This window comes from Bacillus sp. MUM 116 (assembly GCF_001866655.1).
Classification (GTDB): Bacteria; Bacillota; Bacilli; order Bacillales; family Cytobacillaceae; genus Neobacillus.
Map to the genome: position 1 here is coordinate 1 of NZ_MLYR01000119.1, position 12752 is coordinate 12752.

Sequence of the window (12752 nt, forward strand, 5' to 3'; positions counted from 1 at the left end):
CTTGCCCCTGTGAGAGTAGGACGTTGCCAGGCTAATAATGGCCCCTTGGTCAAGCGGTTAAGACACCGCCCTTTCACGGCGGTAACACGGGTTCGAATCCCGTAGGGGTCACCATAGTTTTTTCGCGGCAGTGAAAATAACTTTCATCATTATGGAGGATTAGCTCAGCTGGGAGAGCATCTGCCTTACAAGCAGAGGGTCGGCGGTTCGATCCCGTCATCCTCCACCATGATTTTTTCACGATAGTGAAAAAAATCTTTAATAAATGAGCCATTAGCTCAGTTGGTAGAGCATCTGACTTTTAATCAGAGGGTCGAAGGTTCGAGTCCTTCATGGCTCACCATTTTGAAATAAATGGAACCAAATTGGAGATATACCATAAGCTTTAATATGCGGAAGTAGTTCAGTGGTAGAACACCACCTTGCCAAGGTGGGGGTCGCGGGTTCGAATCCCGTCTTCCGCTCCACATTTTTGGCGGCATAGCCAAGTGGTAAGGCAGAGGTCTGCAAAACCTTTACCACCGGTTCGAATCCGGTTGCCGCCTCCAATTTTTAAAAAATAAATTTTACTTCCATGGCGGTGTAGCTCAGCTGGCTAGAGCGTACGGTTCATACCCGTAAGGTCGGGGGTTCGATCCCCTCCGCCGCTACCAATTGGATATTTGATTATGGCGGGTGTGGCGAAGTGGTTAACGCATCGGATTGTGGTTCCGACATTCGTGGGTTCGATTCCCATCATCCGCCCCTTAAATCAATGGGCTATAGCCAAGCGGTAAGGCAACGGACTTTGACTCCGTCATTCGTTGGTTCGAATCCAGCTAGCCCAGCCAATTTTAATTAAATAATTTTTGCGGGTGTAGTTTACTGGTAAAACCTCAGCCTTCCAAGCTGATGTAGTGGGTTCGATTCCCATCACCCGCTCCATTTAAGGGCCTATAGCTCAGCTGGTTAGAGCGCACGCCTGATAAGCGTGAGGTCGATGGTTCGAGTCCATTTAGGCCCATAAATTTAAATATGAAAAATCCAAGTCCAATTCGAAAACGAATTGGACTTTTTATGATTCTAGATTCCCTTATACCTAGTAATCTAGCCGTCACGGTAAGTGAAAATTGTTAAAGTGCCCGGAAACAAGATAAAACCCTCGTAGCGGTAACCGAGAGCTGCTCTAGGTTCCCGTTTACAAGAAAACCTCCACACCGTGGTAACCGCCCCCTGCTCTAGGTTCCCGTTTATATGAAAAACTCCTCACTGTGGTAACCGAACCCTGCTCTAGGTTCCCGTTTACAAGAAAAACTCTTCACCGTGGTAACTGAACTCCGCTCTAGGTTCCCGTTTACAAGAAAAACTCTTCACCGTGGTAACCGAACTCCGCTCTAGGTTCCCGTTTACAAGAAAAACTCTTCACCGTGGTAACCGAACTCCGCTCTAGGTTCCCGTTTATATGAAAACCTCCTCACCGTGGTAACCGAACTCCGCTCTAGGATCCCGTTTACAAGAAAAACTCCACACCGTGGTAACCGCCCCCCGCTCTAGATGCCCGTCTACATCAAAAAATCCCCATCGTGGTAACCGCCCCCCGCTCTAGGATCCCGTTTACAAGAAAAACTCCACACCGTGGTAACCGCCCCCCGCTCTAGGTTCCCATTTATATGAAAAACTCCACACCGTGGTAACCCACCCCTGCTCTAGGTTCCCGTTTACAAGAAAAACTCTTCACCGTGGTAACCGAACTCCGCTCTAGGATCCCATTTACAAGAAAACCTCTTCACCGTGGTAACCGAACTCCGCTCTAGTTTCCCGTTTACAAGAAAAACTCCCAGTCGTGGTAATCGAAAGTCAATCTAGATGCCCGTCAACCAGAAAAATCGTCCTGCCACGGTAACCCAAATCACCTAAAAATGGTACAACTACATCATTGACCTGCAAAAATAAACCATTAGCTTAAATTTTCATCAAAGAATCCTAAAGCATATTTAATGGCTTCCTCAACTTCATTTGTTTCATACCCAGTTAGATCCTCATCCGTTATTTCTAACTTTGTTCCTGATAAGGAATAGCCGCTGTCTAAATTAATATCAAGAAATACCTCATAACCTTCACTCGTTTTTGTAATTTCAATAATATCGTAATCACGAATAGCCGTACCTGTTGAATACTCTAATGGCTCCAATTCTGACATAGTTAAACCCTCCTTTTAGAATCTACTCAGTATCATACCCACAATCAAAAAAACATATATAGAAGTAAAAATAAGTTATTAATGGGGGATAAAATGAGAGTCGAAAAATTAAATAATGAAAGTGTAAGAGACTTTGTGGAATACTGCAAAAAACACAGAAATGAGCTTGATGATTCTTTTCTTTATGATGAAAACCTAATGGAATTTAAACCGAATAAAGAGAATCCCACTTATATTGTGACCAATAAGCTGGGGAAAATAATTGCTGCTGCATCCCTTATGATTGATGACTATAATCAAAGAGGACGAAAAGCGCGTTTTAGAATTTTCTATTCCCCAAAAAAGAACCTTGAGTGCTACCGATTGCTTATAAAGGCTATGTTACCTCATACAAACAATTTAGATAAAATCTTCTTATTTATCCCTCTAAAAAATAAACAACTATTAAAATCGGTAGAACAGTTAGGTTTTACAATAGAAAGATACACCTTTCTTATGGTAAGGGAAGAGACCGATGTTCCAGATGTTATTTTTCCAAAGGAATACATCCTTAAAACCTTCAGAACTGACCAAGATGAAGAAATTTGGTGTGAAGTTAGAAATGCAGCATTTGCTAACCTAAAGGGGAATGAAACACCAATAACGCATGAGAATGTTCGGGAAATGGTTTCTAGCGGCAATTTTCTTGAAGGAGGCATGAAAATCCTGTTTCATAAGGAAAAACCAGTAGGAGTTGTCAGAGGTACTATAGAAGAGCATAACGATGAACCAATTATGAATATCGGGCCGCTGGCGATTCTGCCGGAATATCAGGGAAAAGGGTTAGGAAGACTTATATTGAGAGCTTCCTTACACTTCGCCAAGGAGAATTTTTACAAAAAGGTAATTCTTTCAGTAAATGGAGAAAATGAAGGGGCAAAATCTTTATACACTAAGGAAGGTTTTAAGGAAGTAGAGGCGTATGCATGCTGTCAATATGAGATAAGAAAGTAAATTAGAACCTTCATGAAACATCGAAAAGACATCTTTCATCCAGAAAGATGCCTATAAGCCATTTCAGGTCAAGAAGCTTTCGATAGTCTTCTATCCACAATCCCTGTAAGCAGAATCATCATGAGTGATAAACCTACATAGTAGAATTGATCCCACCATATACGACTATGTAGAATTCCGACACTTATAAGAAATTGGTCTACTATAAACATCAGTAAACCAGTAACCACATAGAGGGCCCATTTGAGTTTCCAGTTCATTCGAACCATTCCACAATAGAAGAGGCTGGCACATAAATAAAAAATCGCAGCAAAGGCAATGGAATCGCGACCGATATTTTCAAACCATCCTGGACGGTAAAATCGATTCAAGAAAAATAGCATAGGAAGAATGTGAGCACTGGCTGAAATGGAGCCTGTGATTAAATAGAGAAGCAAATAATGCTGAAATCTATTTTGTGGCTGAATAATCCATTTATAAAACATCTTTGCGATTGAAAAATAACCTAGAAGACCAAAGCCAGTATAGGCTAATTTCCACCAATGATGTTCATAAATATGAAGCTTTAAAAATAACCATTCAATCCCGACGAATAAACCTGAAAATATGATTTTCCAAATCCAGTTTAAATGGAAAACGGCAATCAAGGTGGCGATTACAGGTAATGAAAATGCATTCGAGACAAATGCTCCAACCTCACTATCATAAAAAGAAAAGTGTTTAATTATTTTAGGGTGATAATCATAACTTCCTAAGAAATTAAAAATGATGGTTTCAATGATATAGGCTAACCCAATCATGGATAATAACACGAGCAGAGGTTGCATATTTCTTTTTTTGATTAAGATAAAGCAAAATAGTAACGAATCTAATAAAAGTAAAGCGAGATACCAATAGGAATTATGCACACTCGTTCACTCCGGTACTAGCTGAATAGTATTAATGTGTTTCCAAGTTTGGAAATTATTCAGATGCACTCATAGATATCATAAAAAAAGGCCCATATTCATCATACGGGCCATCCAAATGGGAAATGTTATTTCATCGATGCATCTCGATGTTCATTGAAATCAATTTTGCATTCATTTAATGGAATAACCTTTGTTTTTTTAATAAATTTATATCCGAGCCACATGACAAGGAAAAGTGGGATGCCCAGGTAGGCAGCGATTACACCGCCCCAATCAATATGATCACTTATGAAGGCCTGATAATCTTGGGCCAATAGGACAATAAGACATAGTGCAAAGGCAAAGATGGGGCCAAAAGGAAACCATTTAGAGCGATAGGGAAGATCTTCAAGCGAATAGCCTTGAGCAACATAGGCTTTTCGAAAACGATAATGGCTGGCTGCTATCCCAAGCCAAAAAATAAATCCTGTAACACCCACTGAGTTCATCAGCCATATATAAACTGTTCCATCCCCGAAAAAGGAAGCGAGGAAGGCAAACATCCCGACAAGGGTTGTCGCAATGATTGCAGGAACGGGAACGCCCCGCTTATTAAGTTTGGTAAAAATACGAGGTGCCTGACCCTCTTCCGCCATTGCATATAGCATCCGGCTCGTAACATAAAGACAGGAATTTCCCGCTGACAATACTGCTGTTAAAATGACCGCATTCATGAATGATGCTGCTATTGCAAGTCCAGCCTTTTTAAATACTAGTGTAAAGGGGCTGACCATGACTGTATCTCCTGCCAAACTGCTGGTGGTATAAGGGACAATTAAACCAATAACAAGAATGGCAAGACAATAGAATAAGAAAATCCTCCAAAAAGTTGTGCGAATGGAGCGTGGGACATTTTTTACAGGATTTTCACTTTCACCCGCTGCAACACCAATGATTTCTGTCCCTTGGAAGGAGAAACCTGCAGCAATGAAAATACCAAGCGTAGCCATAAAGCCACCTGCAAACGGGGCGTCTCCGACAGTAAAGTTTTTGAATCCAATCGGCTTTCCGTTCATAATGCCAAAAATCATTAATAAACCGACCACAATAAAAATGATGATTGTAGCGACCTTAATGAATGAAAACCAATATTCCCCTTCTGCATACCCTTTTACGGAAAGATAGTTCAGTAAAAAAATGGTGACTAAAAAGAATAGGCTCCATAAAAATGAGGAACTGTGCGGAAACCAAAATTTCATGATCATTGTTGAAGCTGTAAGCTCTGCTGCTAGTGCGATTGCCCAGGAGTACCAATAATTCCAGCCTAAGGCAAATCCGAGAGCTGGGTCAATAAAACGGGTAGCGTATGTACTGAATGAACCGCTGACCGGCATAAACGTCGCCAGTTCCCCCAGGCTAGTCATAATAAAATAAACCATGATTCCAATAATTGTATAGGCGACAAAGGCACCGCCGGGTCCAGCTGCGTGGATGGCTGGTCCGCTGCCGAGAAAAAGCCCTGTTCCGATCGCACCGCCCAATGAAATCATCGTCAAATGCCTTGCTTTTAATTTTCTTTGTAATGTAACAGGTGATTTAGCTTCTTGCTGTTCAGTTCTTGGAGATTGCTTCACATTAATATCTAGCATATGATCCCTCCACTGAAATTAATTTTAATTGATTCAAGCGCTTACATAAAAACTGTCACCTAAAATTAGGACAACGGTTTTAAACGAAAACTTTCAAACTTTGATTACAAATACACCTCCAATTTATTACAAATTTACGTATGCAGGGGCTGTTCCTCATAGTTGTAATTTTCAGATAAATTAACAATTGATTATAGTATAAAAGTTTTGTTTTTTTCATGTCAATAGAATTTATCCAACCTTTATAAAGTTATTAGTCTAATAAATTAGTTAACTAAAGCGTTAAATAGGGATTTTAATATTTGGAATGATGTTTTTGTAATGAATTAAATATAGTTAAAATATTATTTTAAAAAAATAATTAAGTGCCTGTCACTTACCCGAAATCTGTCGAAAAATATTATATTAGAAAACCCGAAACATCTTCAAATGCCCCTCATAGATTAAAAATGAATGAACGGTTCATTCTACAATACATCATGAAGGGAAGTTTGACTGAATGAAAACTGATTCAAAATGGGAACTTCAAGGTAAATACGTTATTATCACTGGGGCAACGAGCGGTATTGGGTTTGCGGCAGCTAAGGAATTAGCTGCCCGAGGAGCAAAACTTGGGATTGTGGCCCGAAATGAGGCTAAGGCGAAGGAAATCGTGGCTCTAATTAAAGGAGCTGGGGACGAATCGGTTGATGTTGACCTGTTTATAGCAGATATGTCATCTCAATCATCCATTCGCCAGGTGGCAGCTGAAATTTTGGCAAAGTGTCCTAAAGTAGACATTTTGGTCAACAATGCTGGCGCACTATTCGAAAGCCACCAAATCACGGAGGATGGTGTGGAAATGACCTGGGCTCTTAACCATCTGGGGCCGTTTCTTCTCACGAATCTTCTCTTACATCGTCTTAAGGAAAGTGCTCCGGCTCGCATTATCACGACCGCATCCCATGGTCATAAAATGGCAAAGAAGGGGATTGACTTTGAAGACTTAAGGGCGGAAAAGCTTTATAGGCGGCTTAAGAAGTTAATGGGCGGACCTACTTTACGATATGGACAGACGAAGCTTGCAAATATTTTGTTTACAGCTGAACTGGGAAAACAACTTGATGGAACGGGGGTTACCTCTTATTGTTTTGACCCGGGTCTTGTGGATACAAATTTTAACCAGAACAATGGGAGGCTAGCCCGCATGACCATGTCAGTAATGAGGCTGTTTTCACGCATTCCTGAAAAGGGAGCCGAAACATTGGTCTGGCTGGCCGAATCAAACGAAGTTTCTCAGCATAATGGTCAATATTACGCAGATAAAAGTGTAAAAACACCATCTGATGCAGCGAGGAACACGAAAGCTGCGACACGGTTATGGAAAATAAGTGAGGAACAAACAATGTTCTAAATTTTTTATGTAGGATGGTGAAAAGGGATGTCGCCGCTAAATGAAGAAAAGCTTGAGCAAATACACATACAGCGAGTGAAAGAAATTAAAGGGGCAGCCTTAAAAGTATTTGCTCGCAAGGGAATCAGCGGAACGAAAATGAGCATGATTGCTGAGGATGCCGGTATTAGTCAGGGCCTTTCTTATCGATACTTCAAATCCAAGGAGGAGCTTTTTATTGTTCTCATTCAAGAGGCGATGGAAGAAGCGGATGCAGCAATGAAGCAAATTGGCCAATTGCCGGGAACGCCAATGGAACAGATAAGAACATTAACCCAAATCATACTGGATGAATCAAATAAGGATGCTTTCTTATTAATCCAGCAGGCAAAGACTGCAAACGATGTGCCGGAGAAGGCAAGGCAAATCATCGAACAGTATTCGGTGAAGGACCCGATACAAGGCTTGGTTCCTATCTTCGTCAAAGGCCAGCAGTTCGGAGAATTTTGTGCAGGGGATCCTTACAGACTCCTATTCTGTTATTTTTCCGTTATCACCGGGCTTATGGTGCAGGAGCATCAAGGGGATTGGACCAATGATGTGGATCTTTTAATGAAAATTCTAAAGAAATAATTCCTTTTCTGCAAAATTATTTTTATAGAGCATTTGGAAAAAATCAAACTTTAATAGAACTAAGAGGCATGATGAGATCCCATCATGCTTTTTGCTTTTTTATATCTTTTAGACGGGAATGATCAAAGTTGAGTGAACTTGTTGGATACGCAATGGTAAGTACCTTAAATGCAGGAGGAGCTATGAGAAACGCAAGGAATTTCTACTGCTTATATTCACAATACCGAATTGAATTTTTAAGAATATTCTTTAGAAATCCATGTTTGCACATATGTTAAAAATATTTGCGCAGAAGTTGAGAGCATTGTTGTGTCTTTAACGGCAACTCCTAAATCTCTATATGATGGAATTTCTAATTCTTTATATACTACCTTGCGAGATATATTCTTTAATACTAACTCAGGCAAAATACTAATTCCTAACCCTTTTTCAACCATAGCAATAACTGCATAATCATCTTTTTCGACAAATTGAACATTTGGCGCTATTTGATGAACTGTAAATATCTCTGATATCTCATCATCGGCACCTTCATAAAGTTTAATGTATGGATATTTTGATAAACCTGAGATTGGAAAAAATGCGTCATGTGCACGAGGATGATTTTCAGGCAAAACAACGACTAATGGGTCTCTTCTTAGGAATATCGTCTCTAACTGCTTATTAGCGGGCACTCGAACAAAAGCGCAATCTAGTCTCCCATCCATAAGCCACTTTCCATTTTCTTGATACGTACCATGTAATAATTCAAATTGAATTTTTGGAAAGTCCAATCTAAAATTCTCTATCATGCCCGGAAGCCATTGAGCTGACACACTAGTAAATGTTCCAACTCTGATTAGACCTGATTCTAATCTATGTATCTCGTCTAATTTGTTATTCAGATTATGTTGACAATTCAATACGGACTGAATATATGGTAATAGTTGCTTGCCATCTGAAGTAACAGTAGCACCTGAACGGTCACGGTTCAGAAGCTTCAGTCTGAATTCACTTTCCAATGCATTTAACAAATGGGTGATCCCAGATTGGGTGTAACCTAGTGTCTGTGCAGCTTTTGTCAAACTCCCTAGTTCAATTGTTTTCAAAAAAGCCTCGTATTGTGAAATATTCAAAATCAGACCTCTCCTTCATGAGTAATTCTAATGATTTTCATTAAAAACATGAGTTTTACTAATTTAATAATGCGAATTATAATGAAAACACTGGAAATTATCAAGAGACAAAGCGGTTTACTATAGGATAAGGAAAAGGAAATACTACCGCTACACGCTTGGTAAACTAATTAATACACGACGAGGTGAAAGTTAGATTACTTATGTAATCCTCCAGTTTTATTGTATGGTTCCACGCAGTTTGTCTAGAAAAAACGTACACCACGTATCTCGGCTGAACCCCAATTAAAGTAAATGATGGAACCAAAAAATATAAAAATTAAATATTGTAGAAGTAAAGACGATTTTGTAGTAGTAAAAGGGTTATGAAATTTCAAATTATAAACAACGGGGGAATAGAGATGAAAATACAATTAAAAGCTGATTTAATGCTACTAATGGTTACATTTTTTTGGGGTGCATCCATCTTACTTACAAAGGTTGGTCTCAAATACATAGGAGAATATAATTTAATCGCATTACGATTTATTATTGCTTTTCTTTTATCAGGTATAGTATTTTACAAGCACTTAATCAAAATTGATTTTAAAACTGTAAAATATGCGTTTATATTAGCTTCTATTTTATTTATAGTTTATATTTTTGCTACTTTTGGTACAAAGTATACAAGTGTTTCAAATGCCGGTTTCTTATTGGGTCTCACAGTCATCTTTATTCCAGTATTATCATCTATATTTTTAAAGCAAAGACCTGAAAAAAAAATTGTATTGGGGATTGTTTTAACCATAATAGGAATAGGATTATTAACGTTAAATAACGAATTAAAGATAGCTAATGGTGATATATTATGTATCTTATCTGCTTTATTTTATGCGGTTCATGTCATCGTTACTGGAACAATGACTAAGCATGTTAATTCAATTACTCTTGGGGTAGTACAACTAGGTTTTGTCGGCCTATTTAGTCTCATTTTCTCAATGTTTATGGAAACCCCAAAACTTCCTGACACTGTTGAATCATGGTTTTCAATCTTAGCCTTAAGCATATTTTGTACAGCAATAGCTTTCATTGTTCAGGTTATTGCACAGCAATATACTAGCCCTACACATACAGGTCTTATTTTTACATTAGAACCTGTTTTTTCAGCAGGTTTTGCTTTCTTTTTCACGGGTGAAACGCTCACATTTAAAGGTTACTTAGGTGCAGTACTCATATTATTAAGTGTATTAATTGCTGAGCTAGATTTTAAAAGTCTATTAAAACTAAATTATAAAAATAATATGGAATAGATATTTCGCCAAGGTAGATAAATATACCTCTAAGACAATAAAAACCCCGTATTCGGTCATTTTCAGCCGTTTTCGTGGTGTTTTATATCGGGAAATACTGCGATAAACTTGTTTTTTTATAAAAACACAATCTCCATTTTTCTTGGGATATCTTGTTTTTACTGCCTGCCTTAGCGTACAAAATTCGCATTTTGTTGTTTTGCTCGTTAGTTTACTAACTAGCTTATAAAATCAAACTCCCTAAAATGTTCGTTTAAGGGAGTTTTTTTACATCCCTCATTTTGTTTGTCACTTTAGGAGATAACTCGCACTTATTTTAAGTGCTATTTTGCACATCCAACCTTAAAAACCCAGCACATGGGAAGATTAGCTGGGTTTCTTAATTATTTACATCCAATCATTTATAGAACTATTCTGATCAGTTCAGTAAAAAAGGGACTACTCTTTTTCAGCAATCGCGCCCGATTGTTGAAGATCTTAACTACTTTTTCTTGTTGTACTAACGCACCCTTTAGTTAAACAAGGTAATGGGAAACCAACTGTTAACTTAATCTGCCAAAATATTGAGAAATCACTTGAAATGATTCCTTTGGTTCCCAATTTAGTGGGGCTTGTGAGGTTTCGTTCCCATTCCAAGTACGAACAATACTATAACTTGCTATATCCAAGTCATAAAGAGGAACAATATTGGAAGGATAACTGGGGGTTACGAATGTAAACACAAATACACCATCTACTCCTTCATCGGTGAACAATTTTAACATTTCAATTATAAATTTTGCTTGTTCTTCTTCATCCCGAATGAGTGGTTTATTCAGTTGCCACGGTTTAGATTTACGATCAATAACAAGCCATCCCATACTCCCTTGATCCGAAGCACCTTTATAAGTACAGCATCCAAATTCAGTTATAAAAATAGGCTTTCCATACACCTTGTAGCCACGAATTAGTTCCCGAAAATTATTGGCATTAGATGCATCACGATATGCGTCAATCCCAACAAAATCGAAGATATTCCAATCAATCTCTTCCCATAAACCTGCTGCATAAGTTAATGGACCCGAAAATTGTTTCCTAACCTCCCTCACTGTACTTGTTAAGAATTTGTTCAACCTCTCAATTGGAGATGGGTGTGTAAAAAATTCTTCTGTCCATTGTGATGGATCGGTAAGAAATTCTAAACGTTTAAGTGGATTATCTCCTGGTATTAAACCTGTCATAAATATACTGAACTCACATCCAATAACCAAGACTACTTTATTATCCTGTTTACGGATTTCCTCACATATCATTGCTGACTTTATAATCTGATCAAAAGTTTCTTTTTCATTAGCATCATATAGCAACGGAGAAAACCAAACATCTAATCCCTGTTCAGCAGCGACATTAGCTGCCATTTTTAGGCGACCTAAATCCTGTCCTGTAATTCTTACAGCAGTACAATGCAACTCATTTGCAATTATCAGCATCTCGCGTTTCACTATATCTAATGGAAGTGATTCCCGAGTTAATTCGCCTTTTATAACTGGCATCCCAACATCGTAGGTAACGCCTTTCACTTTCAATGACATATACTCCAACCCCTTGACTTAGTAAATAAGCAAAATTAAATCCATAGTATAAAATACACTATCCTTATAGAAAAATTTTAGGGTCTCCATACTTGTTACATACTTATATTTTAAAATTGTCCTACTTGCACTAACCTGAACCGTTTATTGAATAAGAAATGGGATTGCCGTAGCAACCTACTGTTAAACTCAAGCGCCCGATAGTTTAAGAAGAAATCTTTAAAGTTGGATATCTAAATCATTTAAAGTCCCATTCAATATTTATCTGATTTTCTCCGCCAACTCTAAAATAATTCCCTCTGGACCACGAACGTAGCATAACTTATAACTTTCTTCATATTGCTGTATCTCACTAAAGACTTCTGTGCCCTTCTTTTTCAATTTTGCAACAATAGCTTCAATATCTTCAACAGCAAAGCAAATATGTCGGATACCCAGCGTATTTGCAAAAGGTTGCTGAATATCTTTTTCATCTGACGGCGTATAAAATTTGACTAGCTCTATCCATGCCTGACCATCTGGCATCCCCAATCCTACACATGCCGTTTTAACATCATTAAGCCCAACTATTCTGTCCAACTGTTCTCCATCCAATTCCCATTCCGCTTGCACTTCAAGTCCTAAATCAAGAAAAAACGCTTTAGCCTCTGAAAGATCATTTACGTTTATACTCACATGATCTATTCTATTGATCTTCATATCTCATACCTCCTATGTTCCTGCTATTTCAATACCTGTATTCGTTTAAGGTTTGTTTGTAATTATAATTCGCTTAAACATAAAGAAAGAGCACAATTCTTACTAAAGGATTGCGCACGATGTTGAAGACCATTGCTTAAATATTATTGTCAAAATCAGCATCAGTCAAAATTTTACTTTCCTTTTGCCGATCCAAATAAATTCACTTTTTATAATCCCAATTATATTTATATATATCCTTTAGCTTTTTATAAAATAATATAAGGTTAAAGTCTAAAGACATGATTTGATCATACGTGAACGTATGATAATACTTAAAATCAGGATGACTAACTAACCTAAACGCACACCTTACACATAAG

The 12752-nt window shown here is 38.1% G+C and carries 10 protein-coding genes and 10 tRNA genes; 14 read left to right on the forward strand and 6 right to left on the reverse strand.

All coding sequences use genetic code 11. The annotated features are described in order from the left end of the window. Positions 1-39: 39 nt before the first annotated feature. The 10 genes from BIV60_RS24270 (at position 40) to BIV60_RS24315 (ending at position 1003) form a co-directional block, all read left to right on the forward strand. Positions 40-114, forward strand: a tRNA-Glu gene (locus tag BIV60_RS24270). Positions 115-153: 39 nt separating this feature from the next. Further along, positions 154-229 (forward strand) — tRNA-Val (locus BIV60_RS24275). Between the two features lie 38 nt (positions 230-267). Further along, positions 268-343, forward strand: a tRNA-Lys gene (locus tag BIV60_RS24280). Between the two features lie 49 nt (positions 344-392). Then, positions 393-467: transfer RNA gene (locus tag BIV60_RS24285), tRNA-Gly, on the forward strand. 7 nt (positions 468-474) lie between these two features. Beyond that, positions 475-548, forward strand: a tRNA-Cys gene (locus BIV60_RS24290). A gap of 28 nt (positions 549-576) precedes the next feature. Continuing rightward, positions 577-653: transfer RNA gene (locus BIV60_RS24295), tRNA-Met, on the forward strand. Between the two features lie 18 nt (positions 654-671). Next, positions 672-744, forward strand: a tRNA-His gene (locus tag BIV60_RS24300). 11 nt (positions 745-755) lie between these two features. Continuing rightward, positions 756-830: transfer RNA gene (locus BIV60_RS24305), tRNA-Gln, on the forward strand. Positions 831-850: 20 nt separating this feature from the next. Then, positions 851-924 (forward strand) — tRNA-Gly (locus BIV60_RS24310). Positions 925-929: 5 nt separating this feature from the next. Next, positions 930-1003: transfer RNA gene (locus BIV60_RS24315), tRNA-Ile, on the forward strand. 933 nt (positions 1004-1936) lie between these two features. Here the strand turns inward: BIV60_RS24315 and BIV60_RS24320 are convergent. Then, the gene (locus BIV60_RS24320) at positions 1937-2179 is read right to left on the reverse strand and encodes a hypothetical protein (protein WP_071358284.1); all 243 of its coding nucleotides are present in this window, start codon (positions 2177-2179) and stop codon (positions 1937-1939) included. Between the two features lie 93 nt (positions 2180-2272). Here BIV60_RS24320 and BIV60_RS24325 point away from each other — a divergent pair, with 93 nt between their 5' ends. Next, on the forward strand, positions 2273-3172 hold the full coding sequence (locus tag BIV60_RS24325; RefSeq protein ID WP_071358285.1) for a GNAT family N-acetyltransferase: 900 nt from the start codon (positions 2273-2275) through the stop codon (positions 3170-3172). 68 nt (positions 3173-3240) lie between these two features. Here BIV60_RS24325 and BIV60_RS24330 read toward each other — a convergent pair whose 3' ends face one another. Further along, the gene (locus tag BIV60_RS24330) at positions 3241-4080 is read right to left on the reverse strand and encodes a hypothetical protein (RefSeq protein WP_071358286.1); all 840 of its coding nucleotides are present in this window, start codon (positions 4078-4080) and stop codon (positions 3241-3243) included. Positions 4081-4208: 128 nt separating this feature from the next. Next, complete coding sequence (locus tag BIV60_RS24335) at positions 4209-5612, reverse strand: amino acid permease (protein WP_305728411.1); 1404 nt, start codon at positions 5610-5612, stop codon at positions 4209-4211. 598 nt (positions 5613-6210) lie between these two features. Here BIV60_RS24335 and BIV60_RS24340 point away from each other — a divergent pair. After that, positions 6211-7104 carry an SDR family oxidoreductase gene (locus tag BIV60_RS24340; protein WP_071358287.1) on the forward strand — a complete coding sequence of 298 codons (894 nt, stop codon included), beginning with the start codon at positions 6211-6213 and terminating at the stop codon, positions 7102-7104. A 27-nt stretch (positions 7105-7131) separates the two neighbouring features. After that, positions 7132-7716 (forward strand): TetR/AcrR family transcriptional regulator, encoded by a 585-nt coding sequence (locus BIV60_RS24345; RefSeq protein ID WP_071358288.1) that lies wholly within the window; start codon positions 7132-7134, stop codon positions 7714-7716. Between the two features lie 236 nt (positions 7717-7952). Here BIV60_RS24345 and BIV60_RS24350 read toward each other — a convergent pair whose 3' ends face one another. Then, complete coding sequence (locus BIV60_RS24350; protein ID WP_256218536.1) at positions 7953-8831, reverse strand: LysR family transcriptional regulator; 879 nt, start codon at positions 8829-8831, stop codon at positions 7953-7955. 401 nt (positions 8832-9232) lie between these two features. Here BIV60_RS24350 and BIV60_RS24355 point away from each other — a divergent pair, with 401 nt between their 5' ends. Continuing rightward, complete coding sequence (locus BIV60_RS24355) at positions 9233-10120, forward strand: DMT family transporter (protein ID WP_071358290.1); 888 nt, start codon at positions 9233-9235, stop codon at positions 10118-10120. Positions 10121-10662: 542 nt separating this feature from the next. Here the strand turns inward: BIV60_RS24355 and BIV60_RS24360 are convergent. After that, a complete protein-coding gene (locus BIV60_RS24360) occupies positions 10663-11691 on the reverse strand; it encodes a glycoside hydrolase family 113 (protein WP_083402435.1) in 1029 nt (342 codons plus the stop codon). A 261-nt stretch (positions 11692-11952) separates the two neighbouring features. Beyond that, positions 11953-12390 (reverse strand): VOC family protein, encoded by a 438-nt coding sequence (locus tag BIV60_RS24365; protein ID WP_071358291.1) that lies wholly within the window; start codon positions 12388-12390, stop codon positions 11953-11955. Positions 12391-12752 lie beyond the last annotated feature (362 nt).